A 17,081-nucleotide genomic window follows, 5' to 3' on the forward strand; every position below is an offset into this window, starting at 1 on the left:
GTGTCTTTCTTCTGGGTGCGCTCGACCTGAACGCGTTCGGGATGGGATGTGGGAGTGATTCCGACGGAAATCAACGCGCCCCGCTCAGGGCGGCGTCCATCATCTCGGCAGGGATGGCCATCAGTCTCGGCCCGTCCGTCCAGACCAGCGCCGCCTCGACGGCCCGATCGGGGTACAATTGCTGCAGCACGGCGCGGTAGACGGCCTGCTGCAACACATAGGCGAGGTCTGCATCCTCGATCCGCTGCGGCGCAGGGCGGTTGGTCTTGTAGTCGACGATCAGCACGCGTTCGGGCGTGAGCACCAGCCGGTCGATCCGCCCGGAAACCGAAACACCCGGCGGCAGGCTGGGTGCGGACCCGGTCAGAGCGACCTCGGCGCGGGACCCTGGGCCGAACACCGGGGCAAAGCGGTCGTCGTCCAGCACGCCGAAGGCCGCCTCGATCATCTCCGCCCGCTGCTCGGGGCTCAGGTCCGGTTCGCGGGCCAGGATGCGGCGGGCGGCGTCCTGTCGATCAGCGGCGTCGATGTCGGGCAGTCGCTCCAGCAGCCGGTGGATCAGGTCGCCGCGCCGGAACCGCCCCAGACCTTCGCCAACCACGGCCAGGGGCGAGGGAGCCGGCATCCGGATGCCGCCCTGCATCTGGGATGGCGAGACGAAACGGGCAGCAGGATCGCTGGCCGGCGTTGTGCGGGTCCATGCCGGGATCTCCACCCTCTCGGGTGCGGCAGCCGCAGTCCGCAAGGCGACGACCGGGTCCACACCGAACCTGAGGCGTCCGTCACCGACGTCGCGCACGGCAGTCCCGTCATTGGCCTGCAACCGGGCAAAGGTCTCCGCCAGGCTGTCCCACCAGCTTCCCTCCTCGAAGCCTTCCTTCCTGTTGCCCAGGGCCCGGCCCAGAATGATCACCCGGTCCCTCGCACGGGTCAGGGCCACGTACAGCAGCCTGAGAGACTCGGCGTCGGTCCGGTCGATCCGGGCCTGTCGCGTCTCGGCCGACGTGTCGCAGTCGTCGGACTTGTCGCCCGGGCACATCAGCCAGCCTTCGCTCCCGTCATCAAGGGCAACCGGCATCAGGCTCGGCCCCTGCGGCTTGGACCGGCTGGTGGTGTCAGGCAGGATGACGATGGGGGCTTCAAGACCCTTGGCCCCGTGCACGGTCATGACCCGCACCTCGGCTCGTGCTCCGTCCATCTCGCGCTTGACCTCGACGTCCGCGCTTTCCAGCATCGCGACGCAGGTTTCCAGATCAGTCGCGCCACGATCCTCGGCGGACAGGACCTGGGCGAGGGTCTCGTCGATCGCTTCCTCGGCCTCGCGACCCAGACGGGCGAGGATGCGTGCCCGACCCGATTGGCCGGCGTCATCCACCCGGTTCAGCACGCCCGCGAAGAAGGCGAACGGGTCCCGGTCCCGACTGTCGATGGCGAATTGCATCAGCGCCCGGGCCCGGTTCCAGGCCGGCTGTTCGTCGCCCCGCCGGCGCAGCTCCCGCCACAATCCGTCCCGCTTTTCGCGCCCGGCCAACGCATAGAGGCTGTCGATACCGTCGAAATCGGGCACATCGCAGAAGGGACTGCGCAGGACACCGGCCAGGCTGAGGTCGTCGTCGGGGAACAGGGCAAACCGGGCCAGGGCGATCAGGTCGTCAAAGACGATATGGGTCGACAGCTTCAGCCGGTCCGCCCCCGCGACCGGCACACCCAGCGTCTTCAGCGCACGGATGATCTCTTCAAAGGTCCCGTCGCGACGTCGCACCAGGATCAGGAAGTCGTCATAGCCGCAGGGCCTCAGGGTCGGCTGTCCGTCGTCACCGCGCGCGTGAACGGCGACGCCGGTCTCGACCTGTCGCCGGATTTCCAGCGCCAGGGCCACGGCCAGCCGCTTGCGACCGCTGGTGCTGGATTCCAGATCGACCGGGTCCAGCCAGCCGTCACGTTCGGGGGCCTTCTCGTCCTCGAACAGGGGCCAGAGCTCGATCGACCCGTGCTGCCCAACGCGGGCCGGATGGTGCTGGATGCGGTCTCCGGTCTCGCCAACCAGGGCCCGGGTCCGCTCGGGTGAATGGAAGACGGCATCGACGAACCCGAGTACCTCCTCCGTGGACCGATAGGAGGTGTCGAGCGGCACATGCTGGAACGCCAGTTCCGCCCCTTCGACCAGGCTCGTGAATCGCTGAGCCTCCTGCCTCAGCCGCTCGGGCCGGGCCCCCTGGAAGGAATAGATGGACTGTTTCTCGTCTCCGACGGCGAAGACGGTGCGGGGAATGCGCGGCACCGTCCCCGGCCTTGGCCCACCCTCTCCGGAGAAGAATGCGTCGGTCAGGGCATGGACGATCGACCACTGGTCGGGGGCCGTGTCCTGGGCCTCGTCGATCAGGACGTGCTCGATCCCGCCATCCAGCTTGTACAGGACCCATGCCGCCGCCCCGTTCTGCGTCAGCAGCCGGACCGCCCGGGTGACGAGGTCGGGAAAGTCCAGTGCCCCGCGCGCTGCCTTGGCGGCCTCGTAGAAAGCGGCATGAACGCTCGCGAGGGTCAGCAGCCGTTCCGTATCCTCTGCGACGCGCGCGGCCCGGACCGAGCTCAGGGTCGCGCAGTATTTCATCTGCAGGTCTTCGAGCCAGGCCGCAGCATCCCGATCGGCACCCTTCGTGGCCATGGATTTCCGCGGACTGCCCTTGGTCAGAAAGACGTCGCCGATCCCGCCAAAGGTCCAGCTCGCTTCCCGCATCCGGCCCGCACAGCCCTGGTCATTGGCTGAACCGGCCATCATGGCCGTGGCCGTCTCGTCCCACACCTCGCGGTCGAGGAAGGCCATGAACTCGGTTTCCAGCTCCGATGCCGATCGTCCGGGGAGCGCCCCGGCCAACGCATGGGGACCCGGAGCCATGCCCGACGCGACCCGATCCAGATAGTCCGTCAGGGACTCGCGCTGGGTCTCGATCATGCCCAGCAGGGACTGAAAGGCCTTCCAGTCCAGAGCCACGGCGAAGTAACTGTAGGCCCGACCGATTGGACCCTCCGGGTTCCGGATCGCCTCGCGCGCCAGATCGTCCCGGGCCTGGCGCGACAGGGTCAGCGCCGCCTCGTTCTCCAGCACGGTGAAGCGCGGCGAGACGTCGGCCTCGATCGGGAAACGCCGCAACAGCTTTTCGCAGAAGGCATGGATGGTCTGGATCTTCAGACCACCCGGCGTTTCCAGCGCGCGGGCGAACATGCTGCGGGCGGCCGTCAGGTCGGCTTCGGTGAAGCTGGCGGGATCCCGGCCGTCGAGGCGACTCAAGGCCCCCGGCAGGTCGCGGTCATCCATGACCGCCCAGAGGCCCAGGGTCTCGAACAGCCGGGCCTGCATCTCGGCGGCGGCGGCCTTGGTATAGGTGATGCAAAGGATCTCGCCGGGCGCCACGTCGTGCAGCAACAGGCGCGCCACGCGGTTCACCAGGGTCGAGGTCTTTCCCGATCCGGCATTGGCCGTGACGAAGACCGACAGGCCGGGGTCGGCGGCGCGGATCTGGTGGTCGGAGGCGGAGGGAAGGTGGCTCATGTCTCGGCCTCGCCCTCGCCGATGACATGCCACTCCCAGACCCGGGCGAGGTGGTCGTAGTTGCCGCCGAAACTGCCCATGAACTGCGGCGCAACCCAGGACACATAGGGTGTCTCTTCATTGTCGAACTGGGCGATCCGGCTGCGCAGGCCCTCCAGTGCCAGCTCTGCCATCTCGGCTGCAGTCGCCGGATCGGGAGCGGCCTTTGTCGGATCGGAGACCGTGACGACCTCGCCCGGCACCCGCCGCCCGACCACCTTCAGGTAGGTCAATTCATTCGCCATGATCGGTCCGGCTTCGGGAAATCCGCCAGCCGCCAGAATGGCTGCTGTCAGGGTCAGCTGCGGCGCGAAGCCGGCCAGGACTTCCTTGCGCTTCGGGGTCTGTCCGGTCTTGAAGTCCAGCACGGCCCCGCCGTCGGCTCCGCGCTCGATCCGGTCGGCATAGGCCTTGAGCGTGAAGGGGCCGCCCGGCGTCTCGATCGTCAGCTGCCCCTGCTGTTCGACCATCAGGTCGACGCCCCGCGCGCGGCGCTGCGCCTCGATCCCGGTCAGCCAGACCGCCGCATTGCGGGCCAGCGGCGCCTCGCGTGCCATGGCAGCGTCGTCGAAGCCGCGTTCCGTGAGCTCGGCGATCATTGCGGCTTCCAGCTGTTCGGCATGGTCGGGCGGCAGGTCGCGCGGGAAGGCGAGCGTCAACCGCTCCACCGCCTTGTGAATGGCATTGCCGCGCTCCAGCGCCTGGGTCGATGCGCCCGGTCGCTCCATCGGTTCCAGACCCAGGACCCACTGGGCATAGAGGGCATAGGGGTCGCGGACCCAGCGTTCGATCCGGGTGACATACAGGCTGCGCGGTCGCCGCCCGACTGGAGGGCGGGGCGCGGGGCGTCTGGCATAGCGCGGCGGGCCCGGTGGTGGGGCGTCCAGCGACCGGGCCAGTTCAGTCATTTCGACGGGCCGGTTCAGGTCAACGCGTGTCGCCTCGGTGTTGGCCCCGCGCGTCAGCATCTCCAGACGCCACAGCCAGCGCGACCGCACGGCCGGCTGGCCGCCCCGGCGCTCGGAGTGCACGAGGATCGCCTCCTCGCCACAGGCGGCCTGGACGAAATCCTGAGCCGTCTGGCCCAGCCGACGCTCGGGCGGCGGCAGGCCCAGCACCCCGCGCATAGGCCGGGACAGGAAGGGATCGACCGGTGCGGCATTGGGCCAAACGCCTTCCTCCAGCCCGGCCAGGATCATCCGGTCGGCCCGAACCAGTCGCGCCTCGATGGCCCCGAGGATACGCAGCCGGGGATGGGTCGCCCCACCGGTGCGGACGGTCTCCTCCGTCAGCAGGTTGTGGACCAGGTCGGCAAAGTCCCGACGCGTGATGCCGCCCAGCGACGCGCCGCCCGCGATCAGTCCGGACATCAGGGCCGCCGCCGCCTCGCCGTCGGGCCCGGCCCAGACGTCCTGACCGGCCAGCGCCTCGACCAGCCGGGTCAGGGTCCGTGCCGCCTCGTCCAGCGGTGCATGGCCATCAACGAACGGGGCCTGCGCCGCTTCGGACAGGGCCTCCAGCCGCTCGGCCAGCGCACGCGCCCCGGCCAGTCGGGCCGCCCGCCACTCGGGCAGGGGCTTGCCGCCCCGGCGCGGTTCGCCCGCCTTGTCCAGCCGCTTCAGCAGATCGCCGCTGGTACGCGGCGCCGGCCCCCGCAGCGCATGTTCCTCCAGCGTCGCGACAGCCTCGGCCGTGTTCGCCCCATCGAGATCGAAATACGTCAGGGGGGACTTGATCAGGGCCAGCAGCGTCTGCGGGTTCAGGGGATCCGCGATCCATCGCGCCGCCAGATCGAGAAATCCTCCGGCCGGCATCCGCGACAGCGGCGTGCCCGACGACGAGTCTGCCGTGATTCCCCACCGCTCCAGCCGCGCCGCAACCCGGCGACCCAGCGCGAGGTCGGGCGTCACCAGGGCGCAGGTCTTGCCGGGTGTTTCCAGTGTCTCTCGCATCATCAGGGCCAGGGTCGCGGCGGCGTCCTCCTCGGCCCCGAGGCTCACGACCGACAGCCCTACGAGACCGAGGGCGATCGGGTCGACGGAGGTCAGCGGCGCGGCGATCTCGCGGATACGGGCGATCTCCTTGCGCCAGTCGCTGGTGGCGCGGGCAGGACGCAGGGCCTCGTTGAGCAGCCGCTGCCGCGCCAGACCGCGCGCCTGATCTTCCGCCGTCGTCGGCGGCTGATGCCAGGGCCGAACCGCTTCGCGCGACACCTCATGCCGGTGCAGCAGCCGCCACAGGGCGTTCTGCGGATGCTGCTCCTCGTCCTTCAGCAGGGCCCAGACACTGTCGGCCAGATCGCGATCGAGGCCGGGGAGGACGACACAGCCCTGCGGTGCCCGCGCCACGGCCGCCAGCACATCGGCTGCGGCGGGGGCCGACCCCGTCGATCCGGCCGCGATCACGGGTCCCTTTGGCGGGTTTTCGCTCCAGCGCGTCGCCAGCAGCCGCAGCAAGGAGGCCCTGCGCCAGGCCGGATCGACCAGACCCATCGCCGCCAGCCGCCTTGGCCAGGCCTCGACCGCCAGCCCCAGAAACCGCGCCGACTCCTGCCAGTGGATCGCCAGATCGCCCTCGACCAGATCGACCACCCGGCCCGGATCCTCGATTTCTTCCAGCTGGCAGGAATCGAGGAAACCGCCCAGGGCATCGGCCATCTCGAGCGCCCTGAGCGGTCGCATGCCGGGTTCGAAATCCTCGACGATCATCCGCGCCATCTCGAACCGCCGCGTCAGCGGGGCGATGGCGGGCGGCAGGTCGAGACCCAGGTCTCCGGGCGAGAAGGGCGGTTCGTCCTCCTCCAGATCGCCCAGCGGCCGGACCTGGGGCAGGAGGACGGGCCGGTCGCCGCTCAGCCGGGTCAGGGCCGAGGTAAAGGCGCGCGCCGCGCGCCGGTTGGGCAGCAGGATGGTCGCATCCGAAAGCGCCTCGGGTGGCGCATCGCCCAGCCAGGCCAGCACCCCGGCCGCAAGGTCGTCGAGAAAGGGCCGGTGCGCGGGGATGGCGAACCAGCGGGGACCGTCCGGATGGAACGGGTCGAAGCTCATCCTTCGCCGCGCAGACGGGCTTCGGCCTGATCCCGCGCCATCGGGTCACCGACATGCATCCAGTCGCCGTCCATCACGCAGCCATACAGCCGCCCGGCCGCCGCCGACGCGCGCCACAGCGGGCTGAGCGAGAACGGCCCCTCCGGTCCCTGATCGGCATAGTCCGGACGGGTGATGTGGACGCCCATATAGGCGAAAGGGGCCGAGGCCGCCGTCCCCCGGAACGTGAGGCGATGATCGTCGCCGAGGAAGAAGTCTCCATTCCCCTCGAAGCCGATCGAACCCTCGCGGCGGGCCAGCAGCAGGGCGGCATCCATCCGTTCCGGGTCCCACAGCCGGGCCAGATCACCCAGGGCGTCGCCCCGGTCGATCCAGACACTGTCGATATTGGCCACGAACACCGGCTCGGTCCCCAGCAGGGGCGCGGCCTTCCTCAGCCCGCCGCCGGTCTCCAGCAGCTCGGCCCGCTCGTCCGAGATCGTGATGGCCGGACGCTGCCGATCCGCCAGATGTCCTTCCAGCCGGTCGGCGAACCAGTGGACGTTCACCACCGCCCGCTGGACGCCCGCCTCGGCCAGTCGGTCCAGCACGTGATCGATCAGCGCCCGGCCGCCGAGCTCCACCAGGGCCTTGGGCCGGTCGTCCGTCAGCGGACGCATCCGTGTGCCCAGACCGGCGGCCAGCACCATGGCGGTCTTGGGAGCCGTCATTGGCGAACATCCTCCGGAACGTACCGGGCGAACCAGTCACGCACGGACTCCAGTCCCGGCTTGCCGAGATTGGTCTCCAGATGCGCCCACATCCGGGGCATGAAGGCCCGGTAGCGCGGCTTGCCGTCCCGCGCGATCAGACGTGCAAAGATGCCCAGGATGCGCGCCTCGTTCAGGGCCGCCAGCCCGGCATAGGCCTGCAGGAAGGGCTCGCGATCCACATCCGGTCTAAGGGTGAAATAATGATCCAGCGCGAGGGCCTCGAGCGCTGGCGACACATCACGCCGGGCGTCCTGCAGCAGGGAATGCAGGTCCCAGCTCGGATGGGCGCGCACCGCATCCTGGAAATCGATCATGCCGACGCTGCGCGGTCCCTGCAGGCCCGGCAACAGGATCAGGTTCTCGGCGTGATAGTCCCGGTGCGCCATGACCGTCGCGCCCGCCTCTCCGGCCGCCACGATGGGCGCCCAGGCGGCGTGCCAGTCCGCGATAGCTGCGTCGTCAAAGCGGAGGGCAGGCACCAGTTTCGGCATCCACTGGACGAACAGATCGGCCCCGCCCTGCAGGGCCGTGGCGTCATAGGTCAGCAGTGGCCAGTCGCCGCCCGGGCCCGTCAGGACCTCCGGCGTCGGGGCGTCATGCAACAGGGCCAAAGCCTCGGTCGCCGCCAGATACAGCGGCGCTTCGGGTTCGCCGTCCTCGATGACCCGGGCGAACAGGGCGTCACCGAAATCCTCCAGCACGGCCAGACCGTTCGGCGCATCCAGCGCTACCACCTCGGGGGCCGACAGACCCAGGCTGCGCAGATGGGCGGCGACGGCGGCGAAGGCCTCAATCTTCCCGGCCGACAGCCGCGCTATGGCATTCCACCCTTCCGCATGGCGACGTTCCGGCGACCAGGAGGGATCGGCCGGCGGGCTCTCCGCCGCCGGGGCCTGATCCATCAGCATCAGGGTCTGGCCCGAAGACGTGATCAGGCGCTCATAACGGCGCGTCGAGGCATCGCCGGGCAGGGGCGTTCGCGCCGCGTCCGCCAGCCCGGCGGTCTTCAGGAAGTCGAGCCTCAGGGCTTCGCGGTCAGACATTCAGATCCATCATTCTGGCTTCCCATGCCCCTACGCCAGAAACGGTCGCAAGGCGTCCCTCGCCGTCTTCGGACAGCACGATTGTCAGGATATCCGGCCCCAGCACGGCGCCCGGATCGTCGCCCAGCCGTTCCGGCCATTCGATCACGGCGGCCCCTTCGTCCAGGGCTTCGTCCAGCCCGATCTCGAACGCCTCTTCCGGACGGCTGAGGCGATAGAGGTCGAAATGGGCCACGGGCGGGTCGGACGGATAGAACTGCACCAGGGTGAAGGTCGGAGACGGCACGTCCTCGTCGGGTCGCGTCATGGCCCGGATCAGCCCGCGCGCCAGCGTCGACTTTCCCATGCCGAGCGGCCCGTACAGCAGCACCGCATCGCCAACCGACAGCAGGGGCGCAATGGCCTCGCCCAGCCGCGTGGTCGCTTCAGAATCGGCCAGCAGGATCCTCATGCGAACACGGCATCCGGCTGTGACGGCAGGACCCGCTCGGTAAAGGCCTTCAGCCCGGACGTCGCCCGGGCCGCATCGTTGTCCAGTTGCGCCGGGTCGATCGGCAGGCCGACGCTGAGCCGGAACGGCGTCTTCCGCTTGTTCAGCAACTCGTGAAACAGGGTGATGTCCCGGAGCTCCGGCGAGATCCGGTTGAACAGGTGAAACAGGTGTGAGGTCGGCCCGCTGACATGGATCGGCACCACCGGGGCTGCATATTTCCGCGCCAGCGATGCCGCGGTCGGGGCCCAGTCGGGATCGATCAGCGTGCCCCCCTTGCCGGCCCGCGCCAGCCGTCCGGCCGGGAACATGACCACACATCGTTCAGCCTCGAACGCCGCCCGGGCGGCCTCCAGCGTGGCGCGGGTCTTTTCCCGGGTCCGCTTCTGGACCACCCACTCCACCGGGATCAGGACCTCGGACAGGCGCGGCGACACCCTCAGGGCATCGGCATTTGCAAAGAAGATGGCGTCCGGTCGCCGGGCCTTGATGGCATCGAACACGGCCATGCCGTCGGCAATCCCGGTCGGATGGTTGCACACCACGACACAGCGACCGGCCTGCGGCAGACGGTCAAGGTTCAGGGTCGAGACCTGCAGGTCCAGCAGGTCGGACATATAGGCCAGGGTCCCGGCCCCCGGCCGGTCTGCGATGGCATCGGCCATCCGGCGCGCCGCCGGATAGTTCAGCAGCCGGTACAGAAAGGGCCGAATCAGCGGCCAGACGGGCGACGCCGTCAGCCGTGGCGCACGCTCGGCGATCAGCACATCGACGATATGGGCGCGACGCGGAGCGGGAATCGGAGAGGGCTCTGACACCCGCTCCTTGTCGCCGGTTCGGCTCGGGCTCGCAAGCCGATCAGCCGGTCTTGCGCATCGCCCGGTCCGGAGACACGCCCACCGTGGGTGCGCGCGGTGCACCCGCCGTCTCGCCCGGCTTCATGAATTTCACCAGCACCCGCTGGCCGATCAGCAGCGGCGCGTCACCGGCCGAAACCACGACCTCGACGACCCGCTCGTCGGAGCGCTGCGAGGGGTCGTCCGACGCCAGCTTCCGGGCCCCGAACACCGCGGCGCGACGGATGACCGAGCCGACATAGACCTTGGAAGGATCACCCTCGGGCGTGATCTCGACCGCCTGTCCGGCGACGATGTTGGGGATGTCGCTCTCGACGATTTCGGCGCGGGCGATCCGGGGGGCATCGGGCTCCAGATCGAACATGGTCGAGACGTTCAGGGTCGAGGCCCCGGCACCCGGGTTGGCATAGCGGCGCACGATCCGGCCCGCGGTCGGCGCGCGAATGACAGTCAGTTCCTGGTTGTAGCGGGCCTGCGCCAGCTGGGCCCGGGCGGTCTGGACGCCGGCCTGCTGCGAGCCGAGGCGGGCGCGAGCCGTGGCGATGGCATCGCGGGCCTGATCCATCCGCTGGGCCGCGACGAAATTTGTGGCGACCAGCTGCGCAAGGCGCTCGTATTCACGCTCGGCGGTCGAGATGTCGACGCGGATCTGGGCCAGCTGGCTTTCGGCCTGGGCGACCTGGGCGGCCGCCGACTGGACGGCCAGACGCGCCTCGTCGTCCTCCTGGCGGGCCAGGATCTGTCCGGCGACGACGGTGTCACCTTCCTGGACCAGGACTTCCCGGACGATCCCGCCGCGCCGGGCCGCGACCTGGATCAGCCCGCCCTCGATATCGACCTTGCCATTGGCGATGGCGGCATAGGGGCTGACCGGCTGATTGGCCTCGGCCTGAGCCGCTTCGGCCTTCTTGGCCGCGCCCGCGTTCTGCATGAAGACGTAGCCGACGACGATCACGATGATCAGCAGAAGGCCGATCCAGAGCCATTTGTTCTTGAGGAAGGCGGGCATGGGCAGGTCCTGACAGAAATCTAGTGCGAGGCCAGAACGGCGTCGGGGTTGGGAATGCGACGCTGGTCGTCGATGATGACCCCGTCCTCGATCTTGATGACGCGATCGGCCCACTCCTCCAGACGGGGGTCGTGAGTCACGCAGATGACGGCCGCGCCATGCTCGCTGGCGGCCCGCCGAAGAAGACGGATGACGATCTGCCCGTTCTCGCCGTCGAGGGCCGAGGTCGGTTCGTCGGCAAACAGGATCTTGGGGTCCTTGGCCAGGGCGCGCGCGATCGCCACGCGCTGCTTTTCGCCACCCGACAGTGCCGAGGGCCGCTGACCCAGACGATGACCCAGCCCGACCTCGGTCAGGGCCTCGGTCGCGCGCTTCTTTGCCTGTGCCGGGGTCAGGCCCTGGAATTTCAGCACGACCTCGACCTGTTGCAGGGCACTGAGCGCCGGGAACAGGTTGAAGCCCTGGAAGATGAAGCCGCAGTGGTCGAGGCGGAATTTGTCGATCCGTCCGGACGACAGCTTCCACAGATCGTCGACATCCAGCGCATCGACGCGTCCCTGTTCGGGGCGCAACAGGCCCGACAGGGCCGCGATCAGGGTCGATTTGCCCGAACCCGAGGGTCCCATGACCATGGTCAGGTCGCCATGGCGGGCATCGAAATCGACACCTTTCAGGACCTCGACAAAGCCCTTTCCGGACTTGAAGCGCTTGACCAGGCCTGTGGCCTCGATCGCGAAATCGCCGTGCTTGCCGTGAACGTTGGTGTGAAGGCTCATCGCAGCAGGTCCGCAGGCTGGCTGTTCTTGAGGACGCCCAGCGACAGCATGCCCGACAGCATGGCGATCAGGATCAGGCCTCCGCCGACGATGGCCAGCAGCAGGGGCGGCAGGGCGATGATCACCGCCCCCGACATGGCCAGCCACTGCACCGCAAGCGTCAGCAGGATCGCCGCCGCAACGCCGACGCAGCCGACCCAGAAGCTCAGCTCCATGACGATGCGGTTCAGCGACCCCATGCCGACGCCGAGCGCCCGCAGCGAGGCGAATTCCTTGATATTGGCCATGATGGCCCCGCGCAGGGTCTGCCAGGTGATGGCGATGCCGATGATGGTCCCCAGGACCACGCACCCGCCGATGATGATGACCAGGATGCCCTCTTCGAACATCGCCATCTGGTTGGCATCGGCCAGTTCCTGGCGCGTCCAGGCCTTCCACTGGCCATTGCCGGCGGTGTTCAGCTGTTCAGCGACCGCCACGGCCCGGGTCGGGTCGCGGAGCTTGACCATCAGGGGGCCGACCCGCGGACCGGTGTCTGCCTGTCCGAGCATCCGAAGGGTGTCGCGGGACATGATCACGGTGGACTGCATCATGTTCGGATAGCCGCGGGTAATGCCGACCACGGTCACCGTCTGGCCGTTGTAGAGGGCTTTCTCACCTAGTTTGACGCCCAGTTTGGCCAGGGCCGTCTCGTCGATGGCGACGGTGTAGGGCTGGCGGAGGGCGTCGACCAGTTCGGGTGAATAGTCGGTCGGGATCGTCACGGCACCGGGCGTGGTGTCGATGATCGAGGCCTGGACGAACTCCTGCCGGGGCGCGCCCTGCTTGGCCCGTTCCGCCTGAGACATCGTCGGATCGACATTCTTGACCGACTGGAAGCTGCCGCCCGCTCCGTCCAGGGGCTGGACCTCGATCACGGCGGGATTGTTGTACACTTGGGGAATGAAGCGGCGCGGCACGCCCGACGGTCCGCCGATCAGGCTCTTGGCCCCCGGCTGCATGATGATGATGTCGGCGCTGGATCGCTCGATGGTGGCGGTAAAGCCCTTGCCGATGCCAATGAACACCCCGGTCATCGCCAGCACCAGAAGACCGGACAGGGCCAGCGCCATCACCGCCGCCATATAGCGACGCCATTCGAACAGCAGTGTGGAAAGCGCGAGTGACATGGACGTCCGAAAACCCCGTTACGGGGCTATCTGACGCCGACAGGGATGAGGGCCAAGTTAAATCGGGTTAAGGGAAAATTCCCGGTGGCCGCTTTCCGGTCAGGTCGTGCGCTTTACCGAGACCGGATCGCTGGCCGGAAAGGTTTCCTCCAGACCCTGGTCGAGCAGATCTTCCTGATGGTCCTCGCCCTTTTCCTTCACGGAAGCGCCATCGGGATCGGGATCGGTGGCCGGCACGGCGTGAGGCGTATGGACGTCGTCATCGCGATCGCGTTCGGTCATGCCTTGTCTCCATCAGCGGACTTGGCGTCGCCGTCCGGGCCGTAACCGAGGTCCTCGATATCGTCGTCTGAAAGGGTCTTGGCCTCCCAGTGGGCGGCACTCGCCTGGGCACCACGGGCGTCTTCCATCAATCCGGAATAGACCAGTTCGACCTCGTCGGGCCCGCGCAAGCCATCGCTCTCGCCATCGATCTTGTTCAGCCGTTCGCCATCGATTCCCAGCAGGGCGTCCGCCTCGGCCTCGATCCCGGCGGATCCGAGATTTTCCTCGAGATCCAGGTCGTCCTCGTCGAAGTCTTCTTCGTCGGCATCGCCGGCGGCCTGGGTCACGTCGAACACCAGTTCGGCCTCGTCCGGCAGGATGTCGCCGTCGCCCTCGTCGTCGACATGGGTTTCGTCGAAGACTTCCGACTGGTCCTGTTCGTCGGGGATTTCGATGTCTGGCATGGGCTCGTCCTCGGTTCAGAACCCTCAACGTCGTCCGGTCAGAAGCTGTTCCGCATGGGGACTACGCGAAATCCCCGAAGCGCATTACAAGTCCCCGTTAACCGCTCCCGGTCTAGGTTGTTCTGGCTGGGCTCCGCGCAACGGAGGCGGCGGGCCAATACGGAGAACGCGCCCCATGCCCTTGAAGCTGTCGTTGAAGCCCGGAGAGAAATTCGTTCTCAACGGAGCCGTCGTCCAGAATGGCGACCGCCGCGGCGTGTTGATCCTTCAGAACAAGGCGTCCGTCCTGCGCGAAAAGGACATCATGCAGCTGGACGAGGTCACCTCACCCGCAAAGCGCATCTATTTCCCCGTCATGATGATGTACCTCGACGAGGCCGCGGCCTCGAAGGTCTATGACGAGTTCGCGCTGCGACTGACCGAGTTCATGGGGGCCATCAGCAATCCGGCCATCCTGACGGAATGCGTCGCGATGTCGAAATACGTGATGAGCCGGGAATACTACAAGGCGCTGATGTCAGCGCGAAAGATCGTCGACTACGAAGAGCAGAGGCTGGGCAATGTATCAGGCGTACAGACAGGCGACGACGCGGAGTGAATCGCCGCGGGACCTCGAGTACCGCCTGTTCGGCCAGGTCACCCGGGCGCTGATGCATGCGCAGTCGGTCGACAAGTCCGACCTTGCGACGCGCATCGATGCCCTGGACTGGAACAGGCGGCTCTGGTCGACCCTGGCGTCCGACTGCAGCGAACCGGGCAACGGCCTGAACGCACCCCTGCGCGCCCAGATCATCTCGATCAGCCTGTTCGTGAGCCGCCATTCCTCGGCCGTGATGCGAGGCGAGGACGACTTCTCGACGCTGATCGACATCAACCGGTCCATCATGCAGGGCCTTGCGGCCGGTGGTGCCGATGGCGGGGGCCAGCAGGCGGCCTGACCCGACGCGATATTGGCCCTTGGCGAAACCCGCGACGCATGACTACCTTCAACGTCCCTGTTCAACAGCGAAAGGAGGTGATCCAGTGATCTCATTGTCCCCAACCCGTACGGTGACCGTCTGCTGGTCCTCTGGCGAGGTCCGGGCCTGATCCTTTCAGGCTGAAGCTACCGGTCGACCGTTCGCGGTCAGACAATGAAGAGCCGTCGGGGCAACCCGGCGGCTCTTTTTTGTGGTCAGAACAGGCCAGTCAGCCAGCCGTAGATCCGTTCACCCACGGCCACGACGGCGGCCCACACCAGCACCAGATAGACGCCGCAGATCACGGTACCGATCGCGCCGGCGATGACGGCCAGGCCGTCGCGCTGGGTCATGGCCAGGCCGAAGATGACCAGGGTCAGGGCCGGCAGCATGTCGCCCAGCGGCACCGGCAGGGCCAGCATGATGGCCAGCAGGACGCAGACGAGGCCGGTGATCACATCGGCGACCTCGCCCGTCAGCATCGGCAGGCGAGGCTTCGACAGCCGTTCGACCCAGCGGATCGGCTTGATCACCTTCTGGCTGGCCTGGCGATAGATGGCGCGGCTGACCGAGGCCTTCAGCAGCCAGCGCGGCAGCCAGACCGTGTCGCGCTGTACCGCCAGTTCCACCGACAGCAGGATGATGGGGGCGCTGAACACGGCCTTGCCGCCCGGAGGCCACGGGAACAGCGACATCAGCGCCAGGATCAGGATCAGGGCCCCGAACGCCCGCTCGCCGAAGGCCTCGACCAGTTCGGCGACGCTCAGTTGCGGGTTGTCGCCATAGCCCAGGCTTTCGATGACATCGGTCAGCGTCCGCATTTCATCGTCGGCGATGATCGCGGGGAGGGTCATTCAGGCGAACAGGTCCAGAGATGCGGGCGTCAGGGTGAGCACTTAGGGATGCCGGTACGGGGGCGCTATGGCTGGCGCGCCACGACCTCACGAAATCGTGAGCCGCAGCCTGCGGCATCCATGCACCACGCCTGCGACGGTTTCATCAAGGCCAGGGCCTGGCACCTGAAAGGCCCGAACCCGCGCCTAGAGACCCGGGTCCCAGACGCCGGCCTCGCGCATGCGGGTGTCGCGGGCATCCTCGGCGCGGCCGCCGATCTCGCGGGCCATGCGCTGGATCTCGTCGGACACCGCGGTCTTGGCCACGCCGGGCACCACGGCATGCAGAAAGGCGAGCCCGGCCAGGCGGCTGAGACGGAGCCCGAAGCGTGACGCCGCTGCCATATGTTCGAAATAGCCCTCGTTGACCTCACGAGGGTGGTCGGCGAACAACCGGCTTAACGTCCTGCGCACAATGACCATCCTGAACCTGCGTCGGGCGGGCCCCTACCCGACGCAGCCATTTTGCCCTAAACCGCGCGACAGAACAGGGGCTGCGTGCACGCGCGCGCCGATCGACAGACCCCGCTGCCTTTCAGGATTGAGACGCTTCATGGCCGACGGTGCAACCCAGATTCAGAAGACCTTCCAGTGGGCCGACCCGCTGGACCTGACGTCCCGCCTGACCGAGGACGAGCGCGCCATCCAGGACGCAGCGAAAACCTATGCCCGCGAGAGCCTGCTGCCACGCGTCGTGGCCGCCTTCCGGGACGAGACCTTCGACCGCGCCATCATGACCGAGATGGGCCAGATGGGCTTTCTGGGGGCCATGCTGCCCGAGCAGTACGGCGGCTCGGCCGTCAGCCACGTCGCCTATGGCCTGATCGCGCGCGAGATCGAGGCCGTCGATTCGGGCTATCGCTCGGCCATGTCGGTGCAGTCGTCGCTGGCCATGTATCCGATCTATGCCTTCGGGTCCGAGGAACAGAAGATGCGCTTCCTGCCCCGGATGGCGGCGGGCGAGCTGGTCGGCTGTTTCGGCCTGACCGAGGCCGACGGCGGCTCCGACCCGGCCTCGATGAAGACCAGGGCCGTTGCGGTCGAGGGCGGCTATCGCCTGAACGGCGGCAAATACTGGATCACCAACTCCCCGATCGCCGACCTGGCCATCGTCTGGGCCAAGCTGGATGACGTCATCCGCGGCTTCATTGTCGAGCGTGCGTTCGACGGCTTCACCACGGGCAAGATCGGCGACAAGCTGAGCCTGCGCGCCTCCATCACCGGCGACATCGGCCTGAACGACGTCTTCGTGCCCGAGGCCAATCTGCTGCCGGGCGTCAAGGGTCTGCGCGGGCCCTTCTCCTGCCTGAACAAGGCCCGCTACGGCATCGCCTGGGGAGCCATGGGCGCCGCCGAGGCCTGTTTCCACCTGACGCGCGACTATGTCGGCGAGCGGATGCTGTTCGGCCGCCCCCTGTCCAGCCGCCAGCTGGTCCAGAAGAAGCTGGCCGACATGCAGACCGAGATCTTCCTCGGCCTCGAGGGCGCCTTCGCCCTGGGTCGCCTGCTCGACACCGGGGCCTGGGTGCCGGAGGCCATCTCGATGATGAAGCGCAACAACTGCGGCAAGGCCCTGGCCGTCGCCCGCGAGGCGCGCGACATGCATGGTGGCGCCGGGATCACGGGCGAGATGCACGTCATGCGCCACGCCATGAACCTCGAGACCGTCAACACCTATGAGGGGGCCCACGACGTCCACGCCCTGATCCTGGGTCGCGCCATCACGGGCCAGAGCGCCTTCTGAGCGAAATCTCCCCGCTCCGGCCATC

General features: G+C 67.9%; 16 protein-coding genes. 3 read left to right on the top strand and 13 right to left on the bottom strand.

Going from position 1 to position 17,081, the window contains the following annotated elements; translation table 11 throughout:
- Positions 1-70: 70 nt before the first annotated feature.
- The 11 genes from addA to GGR13_RS11610 form a co-directional block, all read right to left on the bottom strand.
- A complete protein-coding gene (addA, locus tag GGR13_RS11560; RefSeq protein ID WP_183213708.1) occupies positions 71-3,550 on the bottom strand; it encodes a double-strand break repair helicase AddA in 3,480 nt (1,159 codons plus the stop codon).
- A complete protein-coding gene (gene addB / locus GGR13_RS11565; RefSeq protein ID WP_183213709.1) occupies positions 3,547-6,636 on the bottom strand; it encodes a double-strand break repair protein AddB in 3,090 nt (1,029 codons plus the stop codon). Before addB ends, addA begins: the two co-directional genes overlap by 4 nt.
- A complete protein-coding gene (gene murU, locus GGR13_RS11570) occupies positions 6,633-7,346 on the bottom strand; it encodes an N-acetylmuramate alpha-1-phosphate uridylyltransferase MurU (protein WP_183213710.1) in 714 nt (237 codons plus the stop codon). The genes addB and murU overlap by 4 nt, the downstream gene beginning before the upstream one ends.
- Entirely contained in the window at positions 7,343-8,431 is a 1,089-nt protein-coding gene (gene amgK / locus GGR13_RS11575; RefSeq protein WP_183213711.1) for an N-acetylmuramate/N-acetylglucosamine kinase AmgK, read from the bottom strand. The genes murU and amgK overlap by 4 nt, the downstream gene beginning before the upstream one ends.
- Positions 8,424-8,882 carry a tRNA (adenosine(37)-N6)-threonylcarbamoyltransferase complex ATPase subunit type 1 TsaE gene (gene tsaE / locus GGR13_RS11580; RefSeq protein ID WP_183213712.1) on the bottom strand — a complete coding sequence of 153 codons (459 nt, stop codon included), beginning with the start codon at positions 8,880-8,882 and terminating at the stop codon, positions 8,424-8,426. The genes amgK and tsaE overlap by 8 nt, the downstream gene beginning before the upstream one ends.
- The gene (locus tag GGR13_RS11585; RefSeq protein ID WP_183213713.1) at positions 8,879-9,739 is read right to left on the bottom strand and encodes a 1-acyl-sn-glycerol-3-phosphate acyltransferase; all 861 of its coding nucleotides are present in this window, start codon (positions 9,737-9,739) and stop codon (positions 8,879-8,881) included. The genes tsaE and GGR13_RS11585 overlap by 4 nt, the downstream gene beginning before the upstream one ends.
- A gap of 40 nt (positions 9,740-9,779) precedes the next feature.
- Positions 9,780-10,787, bottom strand: coding sequence for an HlyD family secretion protein (locus GGR13_RS11590; RefSeq protein ID WP_183213714.1), 1,008 nt, complete (start codon positions 10,785-10,787; stop codon positions 9,780-9,782).
- A 20-nt stretch (positions 10,788-10,807) separates the two neighbouring features.
- Positions 10,808-11,563 (bottom strand): ABC transporter ATP-binding protein, encoded by a 756-nt coding sequence (locus tag GGR13_RS11595; protein ID WP_183213715.1) that lies wholly within the window; start codon positions 11,561-11,563, stop codon positions 10,808-10,810.
- Positions 11,560-12,732, bottom strand: coding sequence for an ABC transporter permease (locus tag GGR13_RS11600; RefSeq protein WP_183213716.1), 1,173 nt, complete (start codon positions 12,730-12,732; stop codon positions 11,560-11,562). Before GGR13_RS11600 ends, GGR13_RS11595 begins: the two co-directional genes overlap by 4 nt.
- Positions 12,733-12,831: 99 nt before the next feature.
- Positions 12,832-13,014: a hypothetical protein gene (locus tag GGR13_RS11605; protein WP_183214148.1), complete on the bottom strand. Its 183-nt coding sequence runs from the start codon at positions 13,012-13,014 to the stop codon at positions 12,832-12,834.
- The gene (locus GGR13_RS11610) at positions 13,011-13,460 is read right to left on the bottom strand and encodes a hypothetical protein (RefSeq protein WP_183213717.1); all 450 of its coding nucleotides are present in this window, start codon (positions 13,458-13,460) and stop codon (positions 13,011-13,013) included. Before GGR13_RS11610 ends, GGR13_RS11605 begins: the two co-directional genes overlap by 4 nt.
- Positions 13,461-13,635: 175 nt before the next feature.
- On the opposite strand from GGR13_RS11610, the gene flbT reads away from it, so the two are divergent.
- Together flbT and flaF are read left to right on the top strand one after the other, a co-directional pair.
- Positions 13,636-14,058 carry a flagellar biosynthesis repressor FlbT gene (flbT, locus tag GGR13_RS11615; RefSeq protein WP_183213718.1) on the top strand — a complete coding sequence of 141 codons (423 nt, stop codon included), beginning with the start codon at positions 13,636-13,638 and terminating at the stop codon, positions 14,056-14,058.
- Entirely contained in the window at positions 14,021-14,398 is a 378-nt protein-coding gene (gene flaF, locus GGR13_RS11620; RefSeq protein WP_183213719.1) for a flagellar biosynthesis regulator FlaF, read from the top strand. The genes flbT and flaF overlap by 38 nt, the downstream gene beginning before the upstream one ends.
- Before the next feature lie 236 nt (positions 14,399-14,634).
- Here flaF and GGR13_RS11625 read toward each other — a convergent pair whose 3' ends face one another.
- Together GGR13_RS11625 and GGR13_RS11630 are read right to left on the bottom strand one after the other, a co-directional pair.
- Positions 14,635-15,273 carry an exopolysaccharide biosynthesis protein gene (locus tag GGR13_RS11625; RefSeq protein WP_183213720.1) on the bottom strand — a complete coding sequence of 213 codons (639 nt, stop codon included), beginning with the start codon at positions 15,271-15,273 and terminating at the stop codon, positions 14,635-14,637.
- Positions 15,274-15,459: 186 nt separating this feature from the next.
- The gene (locus GGR13_RS11630) at positions 15,460-15,726 is read right to left on the bottom strand and encodes a DUF6356 family protein (protein ID WP_343060374.1); all 267 of its coding nucleotides are present in this window, start codon (positions 15,724-15,726) and stop codon (positions 15,460-15,462) included.
- A gap of 139 nt (positions 15,727-15,865) precedes the next feature.
- Between GGR13_RS11630 and GGR13_RS11635 the strand changes: the two genes are divergently transcribed.
- Positions 15,866-17,056 (top strand): acyl-CoA dehydrogenase, encoded by a 1,191-nt coding sequence (locus tag GGR13_RS11635; protein ID WP_183213722.1) that lies wholly within the window; start codon positions 15,866-15,868, stop codon positions 17,054-17,056.
- Positions 17,057-17,081 lie beyond the last annotated feature (25 nt).

This window comes from Brevundimonas variabilis, from assembly GCF_014199945.1.
In the GTDB taxonomy this organism is placed as follows: Bacteria; Pseudomonadota; Alphaproteobacteria; order Caulobacterales; family Caulobacteraceae; genus Brevundimonas; species Brevundimonas variabilis.